The sequence below is a fragment of the Streptomyces sp. NPDC001493 genome (assembly GCF_053597235.1).
Genome location: NZ_JBSFHV010000004.1, coordinates 1 through 25,225, shown reverse-complemented (window position 1 = coordinate 25,225; position 25,225 = coordinate 1). Strand labels below are relative to the sequence as shown.

Here is a 25,225-nt window from a genome sequence, read left to right as displayed (position 1 = left end):
TTCTCCTCAGGCGAGCCAGTCGGTGTAGCGGGTGGAGGAGAGGTGGGCGCTCCTGTCGGTGAGGACGTCGCCCTTGACCGCGGCGAACATCCCGGCGGTGGGGTCGGTGACGACGGTACGGCCGTCGGCCGCGTGGGCCACGGTGATCCGGCCCAGCTCGTCCAGGGCGAAGACGTCCGGGCCGGCGATGTCGCGCACCCCGCCCAGCGGGGAGCCCGCGGCGACCTCGGCCACCGCCAGGGCCACGTCGGCGGCGGCGATCGGCTGGATCGGGGTGGCGGGCAGCCGCACGGTGCTGCCCTCGGTGGTCCAGGAGAGCACCGCCTCGACGAACTCCATGAACTGGGTCGCCCGGACGATCGAGTACGGGATCGGCCCGGCCGCGAGGATGTCCTCCTGGAGCTTCTTGGCCCGGTAGTAGTCCAGCTCGGGAACCTGGTCCACGCCCACGATCGAGAGGATCACGAAGTGGCCGACACCGCCCTCGGCCCCCGCCGCCAGAAGGTTGTCCATCGACTTCTGGAAGAAGGCCGGGGACGCCTCGTCGAAGGTGGGTGAGTTCGTCAGGTTGACGATGGCGTCGACCCCCGCCACCGCCTCCTTGAGCCCGCGCCCGCTGATGACGTCGACTCCGGTGGACTGGGAGTGCGGAACCGCCTCGTGACCTGCGGCGTTCAGATCGTTGACGACCTGCGAGCCGATCAGCCCGGTACCGCCGATGACCGCGAACCTCATGGGATGCCCTTCGCTCGGAGATGTATCCGAAATATGACATGGGGGACATCGGTCGGTGCGGTCCGAGCGTGGCGTCCGGGTGCATCCGCCGGTCGGTCGGGCGGGCGGTCGGGCGGTCGGTCGGTCGGGCGGTCGGTCGGTCGGGCGGTTTCGCTCCGGGCGGGGCTACGCCTCCCGCTCCTCGGCCCCGTCGCCCCGCCCCGTACCCCGCAGCGCGAAGTCGGAGCGGGCCACTACGCCGGGGCGAAGGTGCTTGCGCTGGACGGCGGTTGCCTGTCCGGGCGAGGAGGCGACGATGTTCAGGTGACCCTCGGGCAGGCCGGCCACCGCGTACCGGCCGAGCGCGTCGGTGGTGGTGCGTACGAGCTGCCGCCCGTGGCCGTCGATCACGGTGACGGAGGCGTGGTGGACGGGTCCCCTGCCGATCCCGTGCACGGTGCCGATCAGGTCCGGCTCCCGCTCCCCGAAGTGGTGGCGGTGCACCGGCAGCGCGACCGGGAGGGGGAAGCTCAGCGCGGGATCCTCGGCCGGCGGCTCTGCGGGCTCCGCGGGTCCGTCGGGCCCAGTGCTCTCCGAGGGCGCCTCCGGAGTCCCGGCAGGGGCGGCGTCCAGGGCGTCGCCCCGGCGGCGGTGCCGTTGCCGCAGGGCGTCGAGCCCCATCAGGCCGACTCCCGCCGCGATCCAGGCGCAGAGGACGAGTACGGGACGCAGGGTGCCGGCCCCGCCGAAGTAGAGCACTCCGCGCAGGGCGTCCACGGCGTTGGCGAGGGGCATGACGGCGTGGACGTACTGGAAGACGGGCGGCAGCAGCGCGGCGGGCGCGGCGCCACCGCTGGTCGGGATGGAGAGCACGATGAACAGGCCCATGCCCACCAGCGGGAAGAACTGCCGGGTGAAGGGGGCGAGGCCCGACGCGACGGTGGCGACGGCGGTCGTCAGCAGGAAGGCGATGGCCATGGACGACGGCGACGCGGGGAGGAACCCCAGCATCGCGCCGACGGCCGAGCCGATCGCGCTGAAGAGTACGGCCACCCCGAGGACGACCAGGAACTTCTTCCGCCGGTTGAAGCTCACCGCGCGCAGCAGCGCGGTCGCCAGGATGTAGCCCGGGACGCTCCACGCGATGGCGACGTAGACGGCGGAGGTGCCCATCGGGTCCGCGTCGTGGGTCGGCACGACGTCCCGGACGGTGAGGGTGTGCCCCTGCTCGGCGGCGAACGCGGTGAAGACGGCGGTCATCTTCTGCGCGAGGACGGCGCCTTCCGCCCGGGTCACGTAGAGGACGGGCTTGTCGCCCGTCACCAGCGCCGCCACCGCCTCGCGGTGGGTGACCGCGTGCCGTGCCCGTGCGGCCCCCGCGACCGGGGAGACCTCGAACCCGCCCGGGTACTCCCGGTCGAGGGCGGCGGCGATCCCCGTACCGGAGTCGCGGCCGGAAGCCGGTCCTGCCACGGCGATCTTCGCGTGGTGGGGCGCCGGGGAGTGCAGCGCCGGGGCGAAGCAGAAGAGGAAGCCGAGGAAGAGGGCGAGCGGGAACCAGAGGGTCTCGGCGAGGGTCCGGACCAGGCGGGGGCTCGGCGCGACGTCCGCCGGGGAGGCGGTCGGGGGCTCGGCCGGAGGTGCGGTGCGCATGCGGTGGGTGTCCAGGGGGTCGGTGTCCGGGGGTGCTGTCCGGGGTCGGTGTCCGGGGCCGGATCGTCGGCCGCCGTGCTCTCGGGGGCGCCCCGTTCGCGCGGGGCGGGGCCGCGAACGGCGTCAGCGGACCTCAGATGTCATGTGTCAATAGTAGAACGGTCGTCGAGGAAGTGGCACGCATGGTGCGCGGTGGTGTGGGCGACCGCGGGCGCGGGTGCGGGGCGCCCGTACCCTCGGGCAGGTGTACGGGGCCGAATGAGAGGGAGCCGCCCGTGATGAAGCCACGGCAGCTGGTCTTCGAGCTGTACGGCGACTACCTGCGCCACCGGGGCGGCGAGGTCCGCCTCCGGGGGCTGGTCGCGGTCATGGGCTGCTTCGGCATCCCCGACACCACCGTCCGCGTCGTCGTCGCCCGGATGCGGAAAGAGGGCTGGCTCGCGGGACGGCGCGAAGGCCGGGAGACCGTCTACTCCCTCACCGAGGAGGGCCGGCGACTCCTCGCCGAGCGCCGTGATCGGATCTACGGCCGGGCGCCCACCCCCTGGGACGGGCGCTGGCACCTCGTCGCCTACTCGGTGCCCGAGACCGAACGGGCCCTGCGGGACCAGCTGCGCAAGAAGCTGGCACGCCACGGATTCGGGGCGCTCTCCCCGGCCCTCTGGCTCAGCCCCCACGACCGTACGGAACCCGTGCGGGCGGCCTTCGCCGGCCAGCCGTCCGTACGCCTGGACGTCTTCCGCTCCGACACCGCGAGCCCCGAGGAGGACCGGAGCATCGCCGCCCGCGCCTGGGACCTCGCCGCCCTCGACCACGACTACGAAGCGCTCCTCGCGGCGCACGCGCCCGCGCTCACCCCGCTCCGCGCCGAAGACACCACCGGGGAGGCGGCGCTCACCGGGCGCGTCACCCTGATCCACGACTTCCGGCCGATCGTCTTCGCCGACCCCGACCTGCCGCCCGAGCTCCTGCCGGACGACTGGCACGGCGCGCGGGCCCGCGCGATGTTCCTGGAGTCCCTCGACCTCTCCCGCGAACCGGCCCACGCCTTCGCGGACCGGCTCATCGCCGGGGCCTGACCGGGCGCCGGGACCTGACCGGGCGCCCGGTCAGGCCGGGGCGTCGGCGCCCGGCCGGGGCGACGGGGGTCCGGGCGGCGCTCGACGTGACCCGGGGCCCGCATGCGGTCGATCGGCCGCGTCACGGCCCGACGAGCACCTCGGCGTCGTCCGCCGCGTCCGCCGGGGCCGCTCCGTCAGCGCCCACCCCGGCGAAGAAGCGCGCGGCCCGGTCGAGGGCGGCATCGTCCTCCAGGACCTGGCCCGGCCGGGTGCCGTTGGCGAGCAGTACGCCGCCCCATCCCATGCGCAGGTAGTCGGCGGTGTTGCGCAGCGTGCCGATCAGCGGGTCGGCGAGGGAGGCGTCGGCCGAGGCGTACGCGGTGACGCCCCACATCGTCTTCTCCCGCATCTCCTCGGTGAACCTCGGGCCGGGGACGCGCATCCAGCCCGACCAGTGGTCCAGGTACAGCTTCACGTCCGCCGAAACGCTGTACCAGTACAGCGGGCTGACGATGACGATGTCCGTGGCCTCGCGCGTCGCCCGCCGGAGCATCGCGGCGTTGCCGTCCGGCTCCTCGTACATCCCCGTGCCCGTGTGCCGCAGGTCCTCGAAGCGCGGCAGCGGGTGGTCGCTCAGCCGGATCCACCGCTGGGCCACGGGCGCCGGAAGCGCCGAGGCGGCACGCCGGGCCAGTGCCTCGGAGTTGCCGTCCCGGCGCGAGCTGCCGAGGACGAAGAGGAAGGATCGGGCCGCAGGGGTGGTCATCGGGTCTCTCATTTCGCTGGTGCCGGAACGCGACGGGTCCACCATCGCCCACACACGTCGTCCTGGTACACCGACGACCGGATACCGGACACGGTGGAACGCCGGCCGAAGAACGGCCCACTCCCTGCCCCTCCGCAGGCGGGTCCGGATAAGCTGACGGTCCATGGCAATGACCTCTTCGCTGTGGACCTTCGCCCTCGTCGTAGGGCTCCTCACTCTCACTCCGGGCCTCGACACCGCCCTGATCCTGCGTACCTCGGCTCTCGGCCGGCGCAGACGGGCCTGGGGCGTCGTGTTCGGCATCCAGACCGGCACCCTGCTCTGGGGCGCCCTCACCTCCCTGGGCGTGACCGCGCTCCTCACCGCCTCGCACCTGGCGTACGAGGTGCTCCGCTGGGTGGGAGCCGCCTACCTGGTGTGGATGGGCGTACGGATGCTCCGCGACACCTTCAGGGGCCACGCGTCCCCGGCCTCCGACGCGCCGGAGGGCCCGCTGTCCGCCGGGGCGGACACGATGGGCGGCGGCTGGCGGCAGGGATCCCTGACCAATCTCCTCAACCCGAAGATGGGCGCGTTCTACGTCGCCGTCCTGCCCCAGTTCATCCCGCCCGGCGCCAACCACTTCACCGCGGGACTCCTGCTGACGAGCGTGCACCTCCTCCTCGGGCTGGTCTGGTCGGCCGTGCTGATCGGCTGTGCGCGGCTTCTCAACGGCTGGCTCCGCAAACCCCGCGCCCGCCGTCTGCTCGACCGGATCACCGGCACGGTCGTGGCCGGATTCGGCCTCCGCCTGGCGTTCGGCGAGTGACCGGGCCCCGGCCTGCCGCAGGGGTGCGTACCGGCGGGCCGGGGGAGGGTCGCTACCATCCGGCGTGACCCAAAAGAGCAAACCGGATGTACACCGCACACGCATATTCGCCGACCTGACCCCGCTGCGCACGTCCCCCGACTACCGGCGGCTGTGGTTCGGCAACACCGTGTCCTGGATCGGGCAGGGGATGACCTCGCTCGCGGTGTCGCTCCAGGTGTACGACCTCACCGGGTCCGCCTTCTCCGTGGGGCTCATCGGCTTCTGCTCGCTCGTACCGCTGGTGGTCTTCGGCCTGTACGGCGGCGCCATCGCCGACACCATGGACCGGCGCAAGCTCGGGCTCGGCAGTTCCACAGGATCGTTCCTGCTCTCGGTGGCCCTGCTCGTCTCCGCCGTCGCGGGGGTGGAGCAGGTCGGGCTGCTGTACGCGATCGTCGCCCTCCAGGCCGTCTGCTTCGCGCTGAACTCCCCGGCCCGCAGCTCGATGATCCCGCGGCTGCTGCCGCCCGAACAACTGCCCGCCGCCAACGCGCTCTCATCCCTCACCAGCACCACCGGCACCCTGGTCGGCCCCATGCTGGGCGGCGTGATCGTCGGCTGGTGGGGCTACCGCGCCGCGTACACCGTGGACGCCGTCACCTTCACCGCCTCCCTGTACGCCATGTGGCGCCTGCCCTCGATGCTGCCGGACCGGGGCCCCAAGGCCGCGCCCGGTGCGTCCGCCGCCGACGAGCCCGGCACCGGGCCCACGACCGGCACCGGGCCCGGCGCGGAGCAGCCGCGCGAGCGGGCCTCCGTGCTGGAGGGGCTGCGGTTCCTCGGCACCCGCCCCAACCTGCGGATGACCTTCTTCAGCGACCTCTGCGCGATGGTGCTCGCCAGCCCCAAGGCGCTCTTCCCGGTCGTCGCCATCGTCTGGTACCACGGCGACGCCCGCACCACCGGACTCCTCGTCGCGGCCCCGGCGTTCGGCGCCCTTCTCGGCGGAGTCTGCTCGGGCTGGCTCGGCCGGGTCAGACGGCACGGACTCGCGGTCGTCTGCGCCGTCGCCTGCTGGGGTGCGGCGATCGCCGCCTTCGGCCTCACCCGCCAGCTCTGGCTCGGCATCGTGTTCCTGGCCCTGGCGGGCTGCGCCGACACCTTCTCGATGGTCTTCCGCGGCACCATGCTCCAGGCCGCCGTGCCGGACCGGATGCGCGGGCGGCTCCAGGGCGTCTTCATCGTCGTGGTCGCCGGAGGCCCCCGCCTCGGCGACTTCCTGGCCGGCTCCGTCTCCGACCTGGCCTCCCCGGGCGTCGCCGTCACCGGCGGCGGTCTCGCGTGCGTGGCCGCGGTGCTGCTGCTGGCGCTGAAGTGGCGCGGCTTCCTCCGCTACGACGCCAGGAACCCGCAGCCCTGACGGCACCCGGCTCCGGATCCGCGTGGACGGCCGCCCGGGATGTGGGTGCGGGCTGTCCGGGATGCGGGACGCGCTTGTCGGGCGGACGCCGGGCGGATCACCATGCCTCCATGGCCCCTCACCCGGTTTCGCGACGCTCCGTGGTTCCGCCGCGCGTCCCGGCCGCGCGCTGTCGGGCCGAGCGCTGTTGTCGTACTACCGCTGACGCGTCCCGCGTACGGCCGGCGCACGCACCGCTGACGCGTCAGCCGTACGGCTCGCGCGTCGCACACGCACCGCTCGCCGCGCACCTGCCGGGCAACCAGCCGTCGCTCCCGCTCCCACCGCTGCCGATCGGGGTCCGCCATGTCCGAGAGCTCCCTCCTGCTGCACTGGTTCCTGCCCACCGGCGGTGACGGCCGCGACCCCGGCGGGGTCACCGCCGTACAGGGCCGTACCGGCTCCGCCACCCGCCGCCGTGCCGACGTCGGCTACCTCGCGCAGGTCGCCCGCGCCGCCGAGACCGCCGGGTTCCACTCGCTGCTGACACCGGTCGGCCTCGGCTGCGTCGACCCGTGGATCCTCAGCGCCGCGCTCACCCAGCACACCGAACGGATCGGCTTCCTCGTCGCCTTCCGCGCCGGGTTCACCAGCCCGACGCTCCTCGCCCAACAGGCCGACGCCTTCCGCCGGTTCGCCGGCGGCCGGCTCTCCCTCAACGTGGTCACCGGCGGCGATCCCGCCGAACAACTGGCCTACGGCGACGCGTTGCCGCACGACCAGCGGTACGCCCGGACCGACGAGGTGATGTCGGTGCTGCGGGACCTCCTCGACGGCAAGGAGGTAGACCACCACGGCGAACACCTGCGGATCGAGGGCGCCAGGCTCACCGACCCGGCCGTCCAGCACCGGGTTCCCCTCTACTTCGGCGGGGCGTCCCCCGCCGCCGAGGCGGTCGCCGCCCGCCGGGCCGACGTCCAGCTGCTCTGGGGCGAACCGCCCGCCGCCATCGCCGGGCGCATCGCGCGGCTGCGCGCGGTGGCCCCCGCGCTGCGGTACGGGATCCGGCTCCACGTCATCAGCCGGGACACCTCCGCCGAGGCCTGGTCCGAGGCCGACCGGATCCTCGCGGGCATCGACCCGGAGGCGGTCCGGGCGAGCCAGGAGCGGTTCGCCCGGATGGACTCCGTGGGCCAGGCCCGGATGACCGCCCTGCACGGCGGCAGCGCCGACGCCGCGAAGCTGGAGATCTCCCCGAACCTCTGGGCCGGCATCGGCCTGGTCCGCGAGGGGGCCGGTACCGCGCTGGTCGGCTCGCACGACGAGGTGGCCGCCCGGCTGGACGAGTACCGGCGCCTGGGCGTGGACGAGTTCGTGCTCTCCGGCTACCCCCACCTGGAGGAGGCGTTCCGGGTCGGCGAGGAGGTCGCCCCCCGGCTCCGCGCGCTCGCGGCCTCCTGAGCCGGGGCACTGCCTACAGTGCCTCCGGCTCCTCGCCCACGATGCCCCGGGCGATCCCCAGCGCCACCAGGTCCTGGGGCCGCAGACCGAGCTGGTCGGCCGTCTCGTCGGCGCGGGACGGCGGGCGCTTGAGGATCGCCGCCGCCGACTCCGGTGCGATGACCGAGAAGTAGCTGTCCGCCGTGACATGGGTGCGGCCGGGTGCGGCCAGGGCGAGCGCGCCGCCCGAACCGCCCTCGCCGATCACCAGCGTGGTCACCGGCACCCGCGCCTCCGCCATCGCGGCGAAGGCGTCGGCGATCGCCGCGCCCGCCCCGGCCCGTTCGGCCGCCGCGTCGTTGGCGGCGCCCGGGGTGTCGATCAGGGTGAGTACGGGGATGCCGAGCCGGTCCGCGAGCCGCACGGTCCGGGCCGCCGTCCGGTAACCGGCCGGCCGGGTGGCGGTGCCGCACTGGGCGACGTACGCCACCGGCCGGTCCCCGTGCAGCCCGAACCCGCAGAGCGTCCCCGGGTCCGTGCCGCCCGCCCGGTCGCCGTGCAGAGCGAGCCGGTACGCGAAGTACGCGTCCAAGTACGCCTCCGCGCGCGGTCGTTCGGGTGCGCGGGCGCGGGCCACCGCCTCCCGGCCGGTCGCGGGGAGCCGGGTGCGGGAGAGCGCGTGCGGCACCGGAGCGGGCCGTACGCCGGACGCCCGCGCGCCCGCCTGCGCGCCGCCCCTCAGCACCGCCAGCCACCGCCCCAGCGTCCCCGCCAACTCCGCCCGGTCCACCACCGCGTCGACCTGCCCCACCGCCAACTGCCCCTCGGCGGTGTACGCGTAAGGGTCCGCGTCCGGCGGGCGCACCCGCGAACCGGCGAACCCGACCTGCGCCCCCGGCAGCGCCAGCACCACGTCGGCGCCCGCGCCCACGGTGGCCCAGCCGCCGCCGGTCGTCGGGTCCCGCGCGACCGCGAGCTGCGGCAGCCCGGCCGCCCGCAGCTCCGCCGAGGCGCGGGCCACCCGCTGGAGCTGGGTGAGCGCGACCATGCCCTCCTGCATCCGGCTGCCGCCCGTGGCGACCAAGGAGACCAGCGGCAGCCGGAGTTCCCGGGCGAGGGCGTACGCGGCCGTCAGCCGGTCCCCGGTCCGGTACCCCAACGAGCCGCCCAGGAAGCCGAATTCGAAGGCGAGCAGCACGCAGGGCTGCCCGCCGACCAGGGCCGTGCCGTGCACCACCGACTCCGTCTCGCCGGTCCGCTCCGCGGCCTCGGCCCGCGCCGCCCCGTAACCGCTCCAGCCGAGCGGACCGTCCGGTGCCTGCGCGGCGCCCGGGTGGTGCTCGTCGCCGGGGGCCGGCCGCTCGTCGAAGGTGTCCGCGACGACGGCGATCATCTCGCGCGCGGTCCGGCGCGCCGGCCGCTCAGCCACCGTGACCCGGCCCGCTCGCGGGCTCGGCCGTCAGCGCCCGCTTCATGATCTTGCCCAGGTCGTTGCGCGGCAGGGCGTCGAGGTGGCGGACGACGCGGGGGCGCTTGTGCGGGGCGAGGAGTTTCGCCACATGGTCCGCCAACTCGGCCCCGCCGGGCGGCGATCCGGGGTCGGCCGGGACCACCCAGGCGACGATCCGCTCGCCGAGGTCCGGGTCCGGCTCGCCGGTGACCGCGGCCTCCCGCACCCCGGGGTGATCGAGCAGGGCGTTCTCGATCTCGCCCGCCCCGATCTTGTAACCGCCGCTCTTGATCAGGTCGGTGGCCTTGCGCCCGACGATGCGGACGTACCCGTCGGGGTCCACCGTGGCCATGTCGCCGGTACGGAACCAGCCGTCCTCGGTGAACGCCGCCGCCGTGGCGTCCGGCCGGTTGAGGTACCCGCTGAAGAGGTTCGGGCCGCGCACCTGGATCTCGCCGATCGCCTCCGGGCCGTCCGCCGGGGAACCGTCCTCCTCCACCAGTCGGAGCTCCACCCCGGCGAGCGGCGGGCCGACCGTGCCGGGCCGGGGGGCACCGTCCGCGCGGATCCCGGTGTTCATCAGCGTCTCGGTCATGCCGTACCGCTCGATCACCCGCCGCCCGGTCGCCGCGTGGATGCGCTCGTGGTCGTGGACCGGCAACGCGGCCGAACCCGAGACCAGCAGCCGGGCATTCGCCAGCGCCCCGGCCAGTGCGGCCCCGGCGTCGCCGCCGTTCCCGAGTGACTCGGCCAGCCGGTGGTACATGGTCGGGACGCCGAACAACATGGTTGCCCCGGAGCCGAGTTCGCGGGCCACGCCCTCCGTGGAGAACTTCCCGAGGTGACGGACCGAACCGCCCCGGCGCAGCGGTCCGAGCACCCCGAGCACGAGCCCGTGCACATGGAAGAGCGGCAGCGCGTGCACCAGGACGTCGTCGCCGGTCCAGCCCCAGGCGTCCTCCAGCGCGTCCAGCGAGGCGGCGACCGCCCGGCGGGGCAGGAGCGCCCCCTTGGGCGGCCCGGTGGTGCCGGAGGTGTAGACGACCAGCGCGGCCGTCTCGGGGCCGGGCCCGGCTGCGACGGGCGCGGGGCCGGGAGACGCCTCCCCGTCCACGAGCACGTCGATCCGGGGGAGCGCGGCGAGTACCGGCGGCAGCACGTCCTCGGGCCCGGCGAGCACGGCGGCCGGTGCGCTGTCGCCGACGATGTGCGCGAGTTCGCGCTCGCCGGTCTTCGGGTTGAGGGGAACGGCGGGCACGCCCGCGAGGAGCGCGGCCACCACGGCGACGACGGTCTCCGCGGACGGCGTCGCCCAGACGGCGACCCGCCCGCCCGCCCCGGTGATCCGGGGCCCGAGGGAGCCCGCGAGCGCGGACAACCGGGCGTACGAGAGGGAGAGTCCGCCGAACCGGACCGCCTCCCGGCCGTCCGTGCCGGCCGACGGATGCTGGAGAGCGGGGAGGAGGGGCTCGGGCGGAAGAGGCGCGGGGGAAGGTTGCGTCACGCCCGCCAGCGTAAGGGCTCGCGGGGAGGCGGCACCCTGGTTCCCCGCGAGCCCCTCGGCGCCGCGCCGCCGGCTCAGCCCGAGTCCCGCTGGATGTTCCGCATCCGCCCGTACGCGTACACGCAGCCCGCCAGCGCGAGGTCGGAGAGCAGCATGAAGCCGATCGAGTACGAGCCCTTGGCGCTGTAGATCGCGCCCATCACCAGCGGCGGCACGAACCCGCCGAGGCCGCCCATCGCGCCGACGATGCCGGTCACGCTGCCCACCTTCGGCTGCGGGGTCACCTGCGAGACCAGGGCGAAGACGCTGCCGCTCGCGGTGCCGAGCCCGGCAGCCATGGCGAGCAGCGCGATGGTGCCGACCGGGTTCAGCGCCGGATCGAAGGCCTGGACGATCGCCATCAGCGCGGCCACCAGCAGCGCCGCCGCGGTGACCAGCGCGGGGTGCATGTGGTCCGACAGGTAGCCGCCGACCGGCCGGAAGACGACGGTCACCAGCGCGAAGCCGGCCGCCTTGGTGCCCGCGTCGGTGGGGGACATCTCGTACCAGGTCTTGAGGTAGGTCGGCAGGTACACCCCGAACGCCACGATGCCGCCGAAGCCGATCGCGTACAGCGCCGACAGCTCCCAGGTCACCCGCAGCCTGCCCGCCTCGGTGAGCCGGTGGACCAGGGTGTCGGCCGGCACGGGCCGGTCGGGGCGGTCGGTGATCAGTACGGCGGCCAGCAGCGCGTACACCACGAGCGCGCCCGCGACCACCAGGAACGGCAGGTTGTCGCTGTGCTTGGCGATGCGCGGGGTGAAGTACCCGGACAGCGCCACCCCGCCCATGCCCATGCCGAAGACGCCGAGCGCGAGCCCCCGGTCGGAGGGCGGGAACCACGAGTTGACCAGCGGGATGCCGATGGCGAACGTGGTGCCGCCCAGCCCCAGCAGGAAGCCCACCGCGAGCATCGCCCCGTACGAGTCCTTCGCGGGGATCAGGAGCAGTACCGGCACGATGGTCAGCGCCGACACCGCGGGGAACATGAGCTTCGCGCCGTACTTGTCGGTCAGCGCGCCCACCGGGATGCGGCCGAGCGAGCCGACGATGACCGGCACGGCGACCAGGAAGGACTGCTGGAACGAGCTGAGCCCGAGCCGGTCCTTGAACTCGCCGGAGAGCGGCGAGACCAGGTTCCACGCCCAGAAGGTCAGTGCGAAGCCGACCGTCGCCACGACGAGGTTGCGGTACGCGGCGGCGGAAGGCCTGGCCGCCGCCGGTGCGGCGGGCTGCTTGGGGGCTGCTGTCTCCACGGGCCCAGTCAAGACCTACCCCCCACCGGGAGCCCGTCGGAATGCTCCGACCGGGGGACGCGGGCGGCGTGGCGCGTTCACCCCCGGTGTGCGCCCGTGCCCCCGCAGTCGCCTCCGCAGTCGGTTTTGTCCGAATGCTGCGACAATCGGCGTATGGACCGGCTGGACAGAGAAATACTCGCCATCCTCCAGGAGGACGCCCGGATCTCCTACCGGGACTTGGGCGTACGCGTCGGGCTCAGCGCCAACGCGGCGGGCGACCGGGTACGCAGGATGCGCCGCGACGGCGTCATCCGCGGCTTCACGGTGATCGTGGACCCCGCCGCCGACACCCGCTCCGGACTCGTCGTCTTCATCGACGTCTCGCTGCGCCTGGACACCACCAACGAGGAGTTCGAACGCTCCGTGCTGATGCTGCCGGGCATCACCGAGGTGGTGCACCTCACCGGTGGCCACGACTACCTCGTACGCGCCACCGCCGCGGACCCCGGCGCCCTCGACAGCCTGCTGCGACGCCTCAAGCGGGAAGCGGGCGTCGCCCACTCCGTCACCCGGATCGCGCTGCGGGCGGCCCCCACCCACTGACCGGGCCCGCGCGGGCGGAGCTCAGATGGGCGCCTGCCAGGTGACCGGCGCCCGCCGCTCCCCCTCCTCGTCCTGCCCGTCGTCCGCGACCAGCAGCCGCACCGCCCGCCGCCCGTCCGGCAGTCGGACCGTCGCGTCCACCTCGACCTCGATCGCCGAGACGCCCGCCCGGCGGTGGGCGGCGGCCAGCGCACCCCGCAGCGTCGCCAGCAGACTTCCGGCCGCCGGCTCGCCCACCAGCGCGTCCACCGGCCCCGCGAAGTGCACCGACGGCTGGAAACCGAGCAGGGCCGACGCGCCCGCCGTCTCCCGCAGCACCCGGCCCCGGAACGTCGTCGGGGCGTCGGCCGGCGGCTGCTGGAGGGCGAAGATCGTGGTCCGTACCTCCTGGATCGTCGAATCGAGCTCGTCCACCGCCCGCACCAGCAGACCGTCCGCCTCCACCGCGTCGTCCGGGTCCCCGGACCACTCCGGGGCCTTCATCGCCGCGGCGGCCCGGCGGCGGGCCGACTCCAGCGTCATCTCCGTCGCGAAGAGCCGCTGGACCACGAGATCGTGCAGGTCACGGGCGATCCGGTCACGGTCCTCGTAGACCGCGAGCTGCTCCCGGTCGTGCTGGGCGTCGGCCAGCACCAGGGCCACCGCCGCCTGCGAGGCGAACTGGGTCGCCAGCTGCCGGTCCGCCGAGGTGTACGGCCGGCCGCCCCGCAGCCGGGGCAGCGCGAGGGTGCCGATCAACCGGCCGCCGCTCTCCAGCGGCAGCATCATGCTGGGCCCGAACCGGTGGCGCACCGTGGTCGTCATCAGCGGGTCGGTCGCCGCGTCCTCCATGAACACCGGCTCCCCGCCCAGCAGATGGACGAGTACGGGGGAGCCGGGCGCGATCGAGGCGCCCAGGATGCCCGTCGGGTCCTCCAGGGTCGACACGGTGACGATCTCCATGCCGCCGTCCTCGCGGGACTGGAGGATCACCCCGGCCGCCGCCTCCGCCAGCACCCGGGCCCCCTCCGCGACGGTCTGGAGCGCCTCGGCACGGCTCGTCCCGGTGAGCAGCGCGGTGGTGACGGCCGCCGCCCCCTGGAGCCAGCGCTCCCGCTGGAGGGCCGACTCGTAGAGCCGCGCGTTGCTGATCGCGATGCCCGCCTGGCAGCCCAGCACCCGCAGCAGGGCGTCGTCGGCGTCGGTGAACGGCCGCCCGCCGCTCTTCTCGGTGAGGTAGAGGTTGCCGAACACCTCGGTGTCTACCCGGACGGGCGTGCCGAGAAAGGTGTGCATGACCGGGTGTCCCGGCGGTACGCCCACCGAGCGCGGGTCGCGCGTCACGTCGTCGGAGCGCAGCGGCAGGTCTTCGTGGACCAGCGCGCCCAGCACACCCCTGCGGCCGTCCGGGAGCGCCCCGATGCGACGGCGCTCCTCGTCGCCGAGGCCCGCGGTGTACAGCTCGGTGATCCGGCCGGACTCGGGATCCAGCACCCCGAGGGCGCCGTAGCGGGCGTCGGTCAGCAGGGAGGCGGTGTCCACGATCTGCTGGAGCGTGGCGCCGAGACCCAGATCGGTGCCGACACTGAACACCGCCTCCAGCAGCTCCGGCAGCCGGGGGGCGTAGGCGTGCCCGCCGCCCTCCGGCCCGTCCGGTCCGCCCGCCGCGCCGTGGGCGTCCTCGGACCCGTCCGGTCCGCCGCCGCGCTCCCGCGCCATCCGCCTCGCCCCAGCCGCGCGGGGGCGGTCAGCCGGCGAGCGGGTTGAGGACCATCGGTGCGATCGTGCCGTCCAGCATCGCGCCGAGGCCGAGGATCGAGCAGACGTCGGGCCGCTCGGCGATGGTCACCGGCATCCCGGTGGCGGTGCGCAGCAACTGGTCGAAGCCGGGCAGCAGGGCGCTGCCGCCGACCATCATGATGCCCCGGTCGGCGAGGTCGGCCACCAGATCGGGCGGGCAGTCCCGCAGGACCCTGCCGAGCCCGTCCACCACCGCGGTGAGCGGGGTGTGGATCGCCTGCCGCACGGCCGCCGTGTCGACCTGTACGGAACGGGCCAGCCCGGTCGCCACGTCACGGCCGTGGATCTCGGTCACGTCGGGCCCCTGCGAGGTCAGCCCGTTGCCGCTGAGGGCCAGTTGGAGGGGGCGCACGGACTGGCTCGGCAGCATCAGCTCGTGGTGCTGGCGCAGGTGCTGGATCACCGCGTTGTCGATGGTGTTGCCGCCGATGGGGATGCGTACGGCGGTGACGATCGAGCCCAGCGAGAGCACCGCGATCTGGGTGGTGGCCGCCCCGCACACCATGATCATGGTCGCGGTCGGCTGCTCGACCGGGAGCCCGCAGCCGACGGCCGCCGCGATCAGGGTGTCCACCAGCTCCACCCGGCGGGCGCCGAGCCCGACCAGGGTCTCCACGGTCGCGCGCTGGGCCAGCGGGTCGCTGTCGTGCGGGGTGCAGGCGGCGGCCCGCAGCCGGGGCTTGCGGCGCAGCTGGCGGCGGAGCTTCTCGCCGATCAGGTGGCGCAGCATGCGCTGGGCCATCTCGATGTCCACCACGGTGCCGCCCGACACGGGCCGGGCCACCCGGATGTAGCCGGGGGTGCGGCCGGTCATCTGCTCGGCGAGCGCACCCACCGCGATGAGCGATCCGGTGCGGGTGTTGACGGCCGCGACGCTCGGTTCGTCGACGACGAGCCCGAGCCCCTTCACGTACACGCGGGTGCTCGCGGCACCCAGGTCGACGGCGATGTGGCAACGGCGCAACTGCTCAAGGCTGACGGTCACGGCAGGTTCTCCCGAGAGCTGGTGGGGTCCCGGCGGCAGCCGGCTCTCCTTCGCATCGTGGGCGGAGCTGGGACCGGGCGCGCGCTGAGGTACGCCGGACGGGCCTGCGGGAACGGCCGGGTCCAGGGGGTCCGGGGGCCGGCGGACCGGACGGGCTCAGGCTGTCCGCGGGCCGGGCAGCAGCCGCTGGAACAGGCCCCAGGTGAACTCGGCGACGTACGGGGCGCCGGTGGCCGGGTCCGTGAAGGCCAGCGCCCAGCGGGTCGGCGCGCTGCCCTCCATCGGGCGGACCGGCGCGAAGGCCCGCGCCACCTCGTCCACCGTGCAGGACCACGGGGTGAGGTCGGCCGCACTGTTCAGCTCGGGGCCCGGGGCGCCGGGCGCACGGACCAGCCAGGCGTTCCACACCGCTCCGCCGGGTGCGGCCATCACCTCGAACCGCAGGTCGGGCCAGAGCGGCAGCGCCCACGTCAGCGCGGAGCACTCCAGGTCGCCGACGGTCCGCCGGACGGATTGTTCGGGTTCGCCGAGGACGGAGCGGTACCGCCGCAGCACACCGCGCCCGCCCGGCCCGCGCACCATGGCCTGCCAGCGCCGGTTCGCCTCGCGCGCCTCGGCGAGGGTCGCGCTCAGCTCGTGCCGGGCCTCCTCGGCCAGGTCCGGCTGGTGGTCGGCCATCCGGCGGAGCAGGACGAGCTGGAACTGGAGCGGTCCGAAGGGGGCGGCGGCGGTCATGGACCCCATCCTGCCCGCCCGCCGCCCCTGGGGCCCGGTCCGCTGAGTTTGCTGGGTTTGCTCAGTCCGCTCAGTCCGCTCAGTCCGCTCAGTCCGCTCAGTCCCCGAGGTCCCCGTCCGGCCCGGCTCCGAGCATCCGGCGCAGCAGGTCCCGCAGCACCGTGCGCTCCGCGTCCGACAGACCGGCCAGCGGCTCGCGGGCGAAGTCCAGCGCCTCACGGAGCCGGAGCGCGGTCAGCCGCCCCTCTTCGGTCGGGGCGGCGAGCTTCACCCGCCGGTCGTGCGGGTCCGGGCGGCGCTCGACCAGGTCACGGGCCTCCAGCCGGTCCACGATGCCGGTCACGTTCGAGGGCTCGCACTTCAGCTTCTGCGCGATCCGGCGCATGGGCATCGGCTCGATGGACAGCAGACGCAGGACCCGGGCCTGTGCACCGGTGAGCGAGAAGGAGGCGGCGGCCCGGTCGTACTCCTCGTAGTAGCGCGCCACGACAGTGCCGATCAGCTCGACGACTTCGAGGGTCAGAGGATCTGTGCGCGGGGTGGTCATGACACACAGGATACCCAGTTACTTGACAAGGTGAAATATTCAAGAGCATGGTTGTTTCATGTGGTGAAGCTTTTCCACGCCGTACGCCCCGCCGGGTACGGACCCCCACACCCGACACCGAGGAGAACCCGAGCTCATGTCTGCAGCACTTCCCGCCTCCAGCCGCGAATGGCACCTCGTCGCCCGCCCGCACGGCTGGCCGAAGCCCGAGGACTTCGCGCTGCGTGAGGCGCCGGTGACGGCTCCGGCCGAGGGCAACGTCCTCGTCCGCAACCTCTACTTCTCGGTCGACCCCTACATGCGCGGCCGGATGAACGACGTCAAGTCGTACACCCCGCCCTTCGAGCTCGACCGGCCGATGGACGGCGGCGCGGTGGGCGAGGTCGTCGCCTCGAACGCCGAGGGCATCGCCGTCGGCGACCACGTCCTGCACGGCCTCGGCTGGCGCGAGTACGCCGAGGTCCCCGCGAAGCGCGTGGCGAAGGTCGACCCGGACGTCGCGCCGCTCTCCGCCTACCTCGGCGTACTCGGCATGACCGGCCTCACCGCCTACGCCGGACTCTTCGAGGTCGCCTCCTTCAAGGAGGGCGACGCCGTCTTCGTCTCCGGCGCCGCCGGAGCCGTGGGCAGCCAGGTCGGCCAGATGGCCCGGCTCAAGGGCGCCTCCCGCGTGATCGGTTCGGCCGGATCCGACGAGAAGGTCAAGCTCCTGGTCGAGGAGTACGGCTTCGACGCGGCGTTCAACTACAAGAACGGCCCGGTCCGCGACCAGCTCCGCGAGGCAGCCCCGGACGGCATCGACGTCTACTTCGACAACGTCGGCGGCGAGCACCTGGAGGCCGCGCTCTCCTCGTTCAACGTGCACGGCCGCGCCGCCATCTGCGGCATGATCGCCCAGTACAACAGCACCGAGCCGACCCCGGCCCCGCGCAACCTCGCGCTCGTCATCGGCAAGCGGCTGCGCCTGCAGGGCCTGCTCGTCGGCGACCACACCGCACTCCGGCCCACGTTCGTCGAGGAGGCCGCCGGCTGGCTGGCCTCGGGCGAGCTGAAGTACCGCGAGACCACCGTCGAGGGCATCGAGAACGGCTTCAACGCCTTCGACGGCCTGATGCGCGGCGAGAACACCGGAAAGATGATCGTCTCCCTCGTCTGACCGTCTCCCCCCATGACCGCACGGCTTTCGGCCACCAGCAGCAGGAGGAAACCCGCATGAGCATCCCGAACATATCCGTCGCCTACACCGCCGTCGCCACCGCCGAGAACGGCCGTGACGGCCGGGTGTACTCCGACGACGGCAACCTCGACGTCGTCGTCAACCCGCCGAAGGCGATGGGCGGCAGCGGCAACGGCACCAACCCCGAGCAGCTCTTCGCAGCCGGCTACAGCGCCTGCTTCCAGAGCGCCCTCGGTGTCGTCGCCCGGCAGAAGAAGATCAGCATCGCCGGGTCGACCGTCACCGCGTCGGTCGGCATCGGCCAGGCGGACACCGGCGGCTTCGGCCTGGAGGTCGCGCTCACCGTCTCCATCCCGGACGTCGACACGGAGACCGCGCGCGAGCTCGTCGAGCAGGCCCACCAGGTCTGCCCGTACTCCAACGCCACCCGCGGCAACATCAAGGTCGACCTGATCGTCGCCTGATCCCCCGCCACCACGGCGAGGACGCACCCCCCGGACACCCCATGGCGTCGTCCGGGGGGTGCGCACGTACCCTGGCGCCATGAGTGATCTCGCGGCCGGATTCGGCTACTTGCTGAAGGGCCAGCGCTGGGTCGGCCGGCACGGCCGCTGGTTCGGCTTCGGGCTGCTGCCGGGGCTGATCACCCTCGTCCTGTACGCGGGCGCGCTCGTCGGACTCGCCTACGGCGCCGACGACTTCGTCGGCTGGGCCACCCCGTTCGCCGACGACTGGTCCTCGCCCTGGCTCGGACTGCTGCGCAACACGCTGACCGTCCTGGTCTTCGCCTTCGGCCTGTTCCTGGCGGTCATCACCTTCACCGCCGTCACCCTCCTGGTCGGCCAGCCGTTCTACGAGTCGCTCTCCGAGGAGGTCGACCGCAGCGAAGGCGGCGAGGTCCACGAGTCCGGGCTCCCGCTCTGGCGCGAACTCTGGATCTCCGCCCGCGACTCCGTCCGCATCCTGGTGCGGGTCTCCCTCTACGGCATTGTCCTCTTCGCCCTCGGATTCATCCCGGTGGCCGGGCAGACCGTCGTCCCCGCCCTCGGGTTCTGCGTCTCCGGCTACTTCCTCGCCGAGGAACTCACCTCCGTGGCCCTCCAGCGCCGGGGCCGCGACCTGCGCTCCCGCCTCGCCCTGCTGCGCGGCCGGCGGATGCTGGTCCTCGGCTTCGGCGTCCCGCTGACGCTCGCCTTCCTCGTCCCGGTCGTCGCCATATTCCTGATGCCGGGTGCGGTGGCCGGCGCGACCCTGCTGGTCCGCGACCTCGTCGACGCCGAGGATGCCCCCGGCACTCCGCCCGCGCCGGTCACCTCGCTGGTGAAGGCCGAAGAGGACTGACGGCTCCAACGCCCGGCCCACGCCGAGGGGAACGCGCACCGCGCAAGTAAGGGCCGTGAATTGGGCGGTCGTTGGCGTACACGTCATTCCAACTCCTCTTTGCGGATGGACAGTACGAGCCTGTCCCGTCCGCACACAGGTGCCCCGGGGGTCGGCGCGCGGGTTCAGCCGGACACCCCGGCCCCCGCGAGGAGCCGCCCCCATGCCGAGCACAGCCCCCGCAGCGGTCCGGCCCCGTGCGGCGGGCGGCACGGCGGGTCCCGCCCCGGGTCCCGCCCACCGGCCGGACATCCAGGGGCTGCGGGCGGTCGCCGTCGGCCTGGTGGTGCTCTCGCACGCCGGAGTGGCGGCGGTCGCGGGCGGCTATGTCGGCGTCGACGTCTTCTTCGTGATCTCCGGCTTCCTGATCACCTCCCTGCTGCTGCGTGAACGCGCCGCCACCGGCCGGGTGTCGGTCCGCGCGTTCTACGCCCGCCGCGCCCTGCGACTGCTGCCCGCCGCCTCCGTGGTGACCGTGGCCACCCTCGCCGGTGCCTGGCTCTTCCTGTCGAAGGTCCGGCTCGCCGAATACGCCGGCGACGCACTCGCCAGTGCGCTGTACGCGGTCAACTTCCGCCTGGCGCTCGCCGGTACGGACTACCTGGCGCAGGACAGTCCGCCGTCGCCCTTCCAGCACTTCTGGTCGCTGGCGGTGGAGGAGCAGTTCTACCTGGTGTGGCCGCCGCTCCTGCTGCTGGCCCTGCGGCTCGCCCGGGGCCGGTACGGGCGGGCCGCGCTGCCGCTCGGGGCGGTATGCCTGGGTTCGTTCGCGCTCGGCGTCCTGCTCACCCGGTCCTCGCCGCCCTGGGCGTACTTCGGCTCACCGCCCAGAGCCTGGGAACTCGGCGCGGGCGCCCTGACCGCCCTCGCGGCCGACCGGCTCCGCCGATTGCCCGCTCCTCTTGCCGCCGCGCTGACCTGGCTCGGCCTGGCCTGCGTACTGGCCGCGGCCCTCCGCTTCGACGACGCCACCCCGTTCCCCGGCCACCGCGCCGCCCTGCCGGTCCTCGGCGCCGCCCTCGTCCTCGGTGCGGGCCGCACGCCCGCCCGGTACGGCGCCGGGCTCCTGCTGAACCTGCGGCCCCTGGTGTGGACCGGCGGGCTCAGTTACGGCTGGTACCTCTGGCACTGGCCGCTCCTGGTGATCGCCCCGGCGGCGCTCGGCACCGACGTCGGGGTGCCTGCCGCGCTGGGGCTGTGCGCGGTGGGCCTGGGCCTGGCCTGGCTGACGCTGCGCCTGGTGGAGAACCCGGTCCGCTTCCACCGGGCGCTCAAGGGGCGCCCCCGCCGCGCGCTGCTGCTGGGCACCGGGCTCTCGGCCGGGATCACCGCACTCGCCCTGACCGCCGCCGCCGTCCCGCCGACGATCGCGACGGGCCCGCCCGCACCGGCCCTCGCCACCGAGCTGACCGGCGCCGCGGCCCCCGGGGCCCGGCTGACCGCCCTCCTCGCCGCCGCACCGGCCGAACTCCCGTCCAACCTCGCCCCCACCCTGACCGGAGTGCGGTCCGCGCGCTCCGCCGTCTACCGGGACGGCTGCCAGGCGGGCTACGCGGGGACGGACGTACCGCCCTGCGTGTACGGGGACGCCGCCGCCTCCCGCACCGTGGTGCTGTTCGGCGACTCGCACGCCGCCCAGTGGTTCCCGGCCCTGGAGCGGGTGGCCACCGATCACCACTGGAGACTCGTCTCCCTGACCAAGGCCTCCTGCAAGGCCGCCGAGGTCACGATCATGACCGGCGGCGAGCCGTACACCGCCTGCGACACCTGGCGGGACAAGGCCGTCGCGCGGATCAACTCCCTCCACCCCGACCTGGTCGTCGTCTCCTCCTCGGACGCGGGCGACCCCGTCCACCCCGCCGCCGACGCGCTCCGCCAGTGGACGGACGGCTTCGAGGCCGTCTACCGGCGCCTCGCCACCCCCGGCACCCGCGTCGCGGCCCTCCTCGACACCCCCTGGCCGCTCGGCGACCCGGTCGACTGCGCCGCGGACAACTCCACCCAACTGCACGCCTGCGCCGCCACCTTCGGCGCCGCGACCCACGACCCGACCCGTCGGGCCGCCGTACGCGCCGCCGCCACCGCGACCGGCACCGCCCTCGTCGACCCCCGCCCCTGGATCTGCGACACCCGCGCCCACCGCTGCCCCGTGGTCGTCGGCAACGTCTCCGTCTACCGCGACGACAGCCACCTCGCCGACGACTACGCGGTGGCACTGGCCCCGGTGCTGGGGCCGGTGGTGGAGCGGCTGATGGGGGAGGGGCCGCCGCCCCCGGGGCGCTGAGGACTCACCGGCCGGCGGACACCGTCCGACGCCGTACGTGCAGGTGGCCGTCGAGCGGATGGGCGGGAGGGGCCGACGGCAGGAGCCTGTCGATGATATGCGGCGCGACCGTGGTCCCCGGCTGGTCTCCGGAGCCGGTGTCCATGGACAAAACGCTTTTGGGAAAAGTACGTTGAGATCTTCGGCCGGTGGAAGCCGCCGGAGTACCCCGAGGGTGTGCCGACACCGATGAACCCCGAAGGCGATCCCGCGCGGCGCCGGCTCGACCGCGCCGTGGACCACGTGTCCGTCATCTTCCGCGGGGCGACGGCCCGGAGCGACGAGATCCAGTGCGTATGCCACTGGGGCAGCGAGGAAGAACTCGCCCTGTTGAAGATCCCGGACGTGCCGCTCGACCCCGACCTGCTGTTCCGTACCTGGAGCGCTCCCGACTGGGGGGACCACGGGGCGGTGCTGCGCCGCATCCTGCCGCAGTTGGCCGGTGCGCTGGCCGACGGCCGGCTCGACCATGTCTTCGGCATGCACGAGGTGGGGCGATCGTTCGCCCGGGGCCGGTGGCAGGAGTGGCCCGCACCCCTGAGCGGGGCGGTATGGGAGTTCCTGCACGCCTGGTGGGGCCGGAGCCTCACCCGTCCGGACCCCGCCGTCCCCTTGCCGGAGGTCTTCGCGCTGTGCGCCGAGGCATCCGCCTCCGCCGGCCCGTGGCTCACGGCCTGGGAAGCGCTCGACCACCCGGTCGCCGACCGGCACGTGGCGGACCTGGTCACCGCATGGGCGGACGACCTCCTGGCGGACGGGCTTCCCTGGGGCGCCTGGGGTGACGAGGACGACCTGCGCGCGGAACTCGCGACGTGGCTGGCCCGCTACGCCCCCGCGCGGCTGCGAGCCCGGGGCGCGTCCGAGGAACTGCTGCACCTGGTACGGCTGATCGGCCTGCCCGAGGCCGACCGCTGGGAGGACCCGCACTGGCCCCACTGAGCCGGCCCCGCCCCGCCCGCCCGTACGGGCGTGGGGCGAGGCGCCGGGCCCAGCCCCTGGTGCTGGTGGGCCCGGCCCCGGCGCCCCGCTGGCCCCGCCGACGTCCCGCTCAGCCCCCCACGTACGCCGCGAGGTGCTCGCCCGTGAGGGTGGAGCGGGCGGCCACCAGATCGGCCGGGGTGCCCTCGAAGACGACCTGTCCGCCGTCGTGGCCCGCCCCGGGGCCGAGGTCGACGATCCAGTCGGCGTGCGCCATCACCGCCTGGTGGTGCTCGACCACGATCACCGACTTGCCCGAGTCCACCAGCCGGTCGAGCAGGCCGAGCAACTGCTCGACGTCGGCGAGGTGCAGACCGGTGGTCGGCTCGTCGAGCAGATAGATCCCGCCCTTCTCGCCCATGTGCGTGGCCAGCTTGAGGCGTTGGCGCTCACCGCCGGAGAGCGTGGTCAACGGCTGCCCCAGCGTGAGGTATCCGAGACCGACGTCCACCAGACGGCCGAGAATCCGCTCCGCCGCCGGGGTGGCCGCCTCGCCCTCGGCGAAGAACTCCCGCGCCTCGGCGGCCGACATGGCCAGCACCTCGCTGATGTCCCGCCCGCCGAGCCGGTATTCGAGCACCGAAGCCTGGTAGCGCCGGCCCTCGCACTCCTCGCAGACCGAGGCGACCCCCGCCATCATCGCCAGATCGGTGTAGACGACCCCGATGCCGTTGCAACCGGGGCACGCACCCTCGGAGTTGGCGCTGAAGAGCGCCGGCTTCACCCCGTTGGCCTTCGCGAACGCCTTGCGGACCGGGTCCAGCAGCCCGGTGTACGTCGCGGGGTTGCTCCGCCGCGAACCCCGGATCGGGCTCTGGTCCACCGCGATCACGCCCTCGGCCCCCGCCTGCCGGGGCAGCTCACCGTGGACCAGCGAGCTCTTGCCGGAACCGGCGACCCCGGTCACGACCGTGAGCACCCCGAGGGGGAGGTCCACGTCCACGTCCCGCAGGTTGTGCGTCGACGCGCCCCGGATCTCCAGGGCCCCGGTGGGCTCCCGCACCTCGTCCTTCAGCTTCGCCCGGTCGTCGAAGTGGCGGCCGGTGACCGTGTCGCTCTTCCGCAGCCCCTCCACGGTCCCCTCGAAGCAGACCGTGCCGCCCGCCGTACCGGCCCCCGGCCCCAGGTCCACCACATGGTCGGCGATGGAGATCGTCTCCGGCTTGTGCTCCACCACCAGCACCGTGTTGCCCTTGTCCCGCAGCCGCAGCAGCAGGCCGTTCATCCGCTGGATGTCGTGCGGGTGCAGCCCGATCGTCGGCTCGTCGAAGACGTACGTGACGTCCGTCAGCGAGGAACCGAGATGGCGGATCATCTTCACCCGCTGCGCCTCACCGCCGGAGAGCGTGCCGGCCGGGCGGTCGAGCGAGAGGTAGCCGAGACCGATCTCCACGAACGAGTCGAGGGTCCGCCCCAGGGCGGTGAGCAGCGGCGCCACCGACGGCTCGTCCAGACCGCCCACCCACGCGGCGAGATCGCTGATCTGCATCGCGCAGGCGTCGGCGATGGAGACGGCCGCGATCTTCGAGGACCGCGCCCCCTCGCTGAGCCGGGTGCCCTCGCACTCGGGGCAGGTGGTGAAGGCGACCGCGCGCTCCACGAACGCCCTGATGTGCGGCTGGAGCGCCTCCTTGTCCTTGGAGAGGAAGGACTTCTGGATCTTGGGGATGAGCCCCTCGTAGGTGAGGTTGACGCCCTCGACCTTCACCTTGGTGGGCTCCCGGTGCAGGAAGTCCTGCATCTCCTTCTTGGTGAAGTCGCGGATCGGCTTGTCCGGGTCGAGGAAACCCGACTCGGCGTAGACCCGCACGGTCCAGAAGCTGTCGGACTTCCAGCCGGGGATGGTGAACGCGCCCTCGGACAGCGACTTGGAGTCGTCGTAGAGCTGGGTGAGGTCGATGTCGGAGACGGTGCCCCGGCCCTCGCAGCGCGGGCACATCCCGCCGGTCCGGTTGAAGGTGGCCTTCACGGCCTTCTTGTTGCCGCGTTCGACGGTGATCGCCCCGCTCGCCCGGACCGAGGGCACGTTGAACGCGTACGCGCTGGGCGGGCCGATGTGCGGCTCGCCCAGGCGGCTGAAGAGGATGCGCAGCATCGCGTTGGCGTCGGTGGCCGTGCCCACCGTGGAGCGGGGGTCACCGCCGAGCCGCTGCTGGTCGACGAGGATCGCGGTGGTCAGGCCGTCGAGCACGTCCACCTCGGGCCGTGCCTGCGTGGGCATGAAGCCCTGTACGAAGGCGCTGTACGTCTCGTTGATCAGCCGCTGCGACTCGGCGGCGACGGTGCCGAACACCAGGGAGCTCTTGCCCGAGCCGGAGACGCCGGTGAACACGGTCAGCCGGCGCTTGGGGAGCTCGACGCTGACGTCCTTGAGGTTGTTCACCCGCGCGCCGTGCACCCGGATCAGATCGTGGCTGTCCGCGCCGCGCTCCTCGGCGGTCCGGCGATCGGTCCTCTGGGCCCTGCTCATGCGTGTCTCCTCCTGCGGTACGGCGGACTGCGGTACGGCGGTGCTGCGGACTGTCGTGCTGCGTGCTGCGTGCTGTGGTGCGGCGGCCCGGTCGCGCGGCCGGCGGACCGGCGGTGCTGAAGGAGCAGCTGCTCCATCTCCTCGACTGCATCGAGCGGTTGAACCATCTGACCGTGCAGGTCGTTCCCTCCGAC

Annotated in this window: 22 protein-coding genes; 11 read left to right on the top strand and 11 right to left on the bottom strand. The window is 73.7% G+C overall.

What is annotated here, in order from left to right; all coding sequences use genetic code 11:
- Positions 1-6 precede the first annotated feature (6 nt).
- Together ACWCWD_RS07820 and ACWCWD_RS07815 are read right to left on the bottom strand one after the other, a co-directional pair.
- The gene (locus tag ACWCWD_RS07820) at positions 7-735 is read right to left on the bottom strand and encodes an SDR family oxidoreductase (protein ID WP_450771053.1); all 729 of its coding nucleotides are present in this window, start codon (positions 733-735) and stop codon (positions 7-9) included.
- A 165-nt stretch (positions 736-900) separates the two neighbouring features.
- Positions 901-2,367: a carboxypeptidase regulatory-like domain-containing protein gene (locus tag ACWCWD_RS07815; RefSeq protein ID WP_450771052.1), complete on the bottom strand. Its 1,467-nt coding sequence runs from the start codon at positions 2,365-2,367 to the stop codon at positions 901-903.
- A 278-nt stretch (positions 2,368-2,645) separates the two neighbouring features.
- Here ACWCWD_RS07815 and ACWCWD_RS07810 point away from each other — a divergent pair, with 278 nt between their 5' ends.
- Positions 2,646-3,446, top strand: a complete 801-nt coding sequence (locus ACWCWD_RS07810; protein WP_450771051.1) for a PaaX family transcriptional regulator — start codon at positions 2,646-2,648, stop codon at positions 3,444-3,446.
- A 121-nt stretch (positions 3,447-3,567) separates the two neighbouring features.
- Here ACWCWD_RS07810 and ACWCWD_RS07805 read toward each other — a convergent pair whose 3' ends face one another.
- The gene (locus ACWCWD_RS07805) at positions 3,568-4,194 is read right to left on the bottom strand and encodes a flavodoxin family protein (protein WP_450771050.1); all 627 of its coding nucleotides are present in this window, start codon (positions 4,192-4,194) and stop codon (positions 3,568-3,570) included.
- A 163-nt stretch (positions 4,195-4,357) separates the two neighbouring features.
- Between ACWCWD_RS07805 and ACWCWD_RS07800 the strand changes: the two genes are divergently transcribed.
- The 3 genes from ACWCWD_RS07800 (at position 4,358) to ACWCWD_RS07790 (ending at position 7,844) form a co-directional block, all read left to right on the top strand.
- Positions 4,358-5,002, top strand: coding sequence for a LysE family translocator (locus ACWCWD_RS07800; RefSeq protein WP_450771048.1), 645 nt, complete (start codon positions 4,358-4,360; stop codon positions 5,000-5,002).
- Positions 5,003-5,066: 64 nt separating this feature from the next.
- Positions 5,067-6,404 carry an MFS transporter gene (locus tag ACWCWD_RS07795; protein WP_450771047.1) on the top strand — a complete coding sequence of 446 codons (1,338 nt, stop codon included), beginning with the start codon at positions 5,067-5,069 and terminating at the stop codon, positions 6,402-6,404.
- 345 nt (positions 6,405-6,749) lie between these two features.
- Positions 6,750-7,844: an LLM class flavin-dependent oxidoreductase gene (locus ACWCWD_RS07790; RefSeq protein ID WP_450771046.1), complete on the top strand. Its 1,095-nt coding sequence runs from the start codon at positions 6,750-6,752 to the stop codon at positions 7,842-7,844.
- Between the two features lie 13 nt (positions 7,845-7,857).
- Here ACWCWD_RS07790 and ACWCWD_RS07785 read toward each other — a convergent pair whose 3' ends face one another.
- The 3 genes from ACWCWD_RS07785 to ACWCWD_RS07775 form a co-directional block, all read right to left on the bottom strand.
- Positions 7,858-9,216 (bottom strand): carboxyl transferase domain-containing protein, encoded by a 1,359-nt coding sequence (locus ACWCWD_RS07785; RefSeq protein ID WP_450771461.1) that lies wholly within the window; start codon positions 9,214-9,216, stop codon positions 7,858-7,860.
- A 28-nt stretch (positions 9,217-9,244) separates the two neighbouring features.
- The gene (locus ACWCWD_RS07780) at positions 9,245-10,777 is read right to left on the bottom strand and encodes an acyl-CoA synthetase (RefSeq protein WP_450771044.1); all 1,533 of its coding nucleotides are present in this window, start codon (positions 10,775-10,777) and stop codon (positions 9,245-9,247) included.
- A 74-nt stretch (positions 10,778-10,851) separates the two neighbouring features.
- Positions 10,852-12,072 carry an MFS transporter gene (locus tag ACWCWD_RS07775; RefSeq protein WP_450771043.1) on the bottom strand — a complete coding sequence of 407 codons (1,221 nt, stop codon included), beginning with the start codon at positions 12,070-12,072 and terminating at the stop codon, positions 10,852-10,854.
- A gap of 153 nt (positions 12,073-12,225) precedes the next feature.
- Between ACWCWD_RS07775 and ACWCWD_RS07770 the strand changes: the two genes are divergently transcribed.
- The gene (locus tag ACWCWD_RS07770; RefSeq protein ID WP_450771042.1) at positions 12,226-12,657 is read left to right on the top strand and encodes an Lrp/AsnC family transcriptional regulator; all 432 of its coding nucleotides are present in this window, start codon (positions 12,226-12,228) and stop codon (positions 12,655-12,657) included.
- Between the two features lie 21 nt (positions 12,658-12,678).
- Here the strand turns inward: ACWCWD_RS07770 and ACWCWD_RS07765 are convergent, their stop codons facing one another.
- The 4 genes from ACWCWD_RS07765 to ACWCWD_RS07750 form a co-directional block, all read right to left on the bottom strand.
- Positions 12,679-14,355, bottom strand: a complete 1,677-nt coding sequence (locus ACWCWD_RS07765; RefSeq protein ID WP_450771040.1) for a GAF domain-containing sensor histidine kinase — start codon at positions 14,353-14,355, stop codon at positions 12,679-12,681.
- Between the two features lie 28 nt (positions 14,356-14,383).
- Positions 14,384-15,421, bottom strand: a complete 1,038-nt coding sequence (locus tag ACWCWD_RS07760; RefSeq protein ID WP_450771038.1) for a rod shape-determining protein — start codon at positions 15,419-15,421, stop codon at positions 14,384-14,386.
- Positions 15,422-15,577: 156 nt separating this feature from the next.
- On the bottom strand, positions 15,578-16,156 hold the full coding sequence (locus ACWCWD_RS07755; protein WP_450771036.1) for a hypothetical protein: 579 nt from the start codon (positions 16,154-16,156) through the stop codon (positions 15,578-15,580).
- Between the two features lie 97 nt (positions 16,157-16,253).
- A complete protein-coding gene (locus ACWCWD_RS07750; RefSeq protein WP_450771035.1) occupies positions 16,254-16,703 on the bottom strand; it encodes a MarR family winged helix-turn-helix transcriptional regulator in 450 nt (149 codons plus the stop codon).
- Between the two features lie 136 nt (positions 16,704-16,839).
- Between ACWCWD_RS07750 and ACWCWD_RS07745 the strand changes: the two genes are divergently transcribed.
- From ACWCWD_RS07745 to ACWCWD_RS07725, 5 genes are all read left to right on the top strand, one after another.
- On the top strand, positions 16,840-17,859 hold the full coding sequence (locus ACWCWD_RS07745; RefSeq protein WP_450771033.1) for an NADP-dependent oxidoreductase: 1,020 nt from the start codon (positions 16,840-16,842) through the stop codon (positions 17,857-17,859).
- 56 nt (positions 17,860-17,915) lie between these two features.
- Positions 17,916-18,344 carry an organic hydroperoxide resistance protein gene (locus tag ACWCWD_RS07740; protein ID WP_450771032.1) on the top strand — a complete coding sequence of 143 codons (429 nt, stop codon included), beginning with the start codon at positions 17,916-17,918 and terminating at the stop codon, positions 18,342-18,344.
- A 79-nt stretch (positions 18,345-18,423) separates the two neighbouring features.
- Positions 18,424-19,221 carry an EI24 domain-containing protein gene (locus ACWCWD_RS07735; protein WP_450771031.1) on the top strand — a complete coding sequence of 266 codons (798 nt, stop codon included), beginning with the start codon at positions 18,424-18,426 and terminating at the stop codon, positions 19,219-19,221.
- 202 nt (positions 19,222-19,423) lie between these two features.
- Positions 19,424-21,544: an acyltransferase family protein gene (locus tag ACWCWD_RS07730; protein ID WP_450771029.1), complete on the top strand. Its 2,121-nt coding sequence runs from the start codon at positions 19,424-19,426 to the stop codon at positions 21,542-21,544.
- A 228-nt stretch (positions 21,545-21,772) separates the two neighbouring features.
- Positions 21,773-22,522, top strand: a complete 750-nt coding sequence (locus ACWCWD_RS07725; protein WP_450771027.1) for a hypothetical protein — start codon at positions 21,773-21,775, stop codon at positions 22,520-22,522.
- A 109-nt stretch (positions 22,523-22,631) separates the two neighbouring features.
- On the opposite strand, the gene ACWCWD_RS07720 is transcribed toward ACWCWD_RS07725, so the two are convergent.
- Positions 22,632-25,031 carry an ATP-binding cassette domain-containing protein gene (locus ACWCWD_RS07720; RefSeq protein ID WP_450771026.1) on the bottom strand — a complete coding sequence of 800 codons (2,400 nt, stop codon included), beginning with the start codon at positions 25,029-25,031 and terminating at the stop codon, positions 22,632-22,634.
- 2 nt (positions 25,032-25,033) lie between these two features.
- On the opposite strand from ACWCWD_RS07720, the gene ACWCWD_RS07715 reads away from it, so the two are divergent.
- Positions 25,034-25,225, top strand: a 192-nt coding sequence (locus tag ACWCWD_RS07715) for a Scr1 family TA system antitoxin-like transcriptional regulator (protein ID WP_450771024.1), incomplete at its 3' end; no start/stop codon positions are given.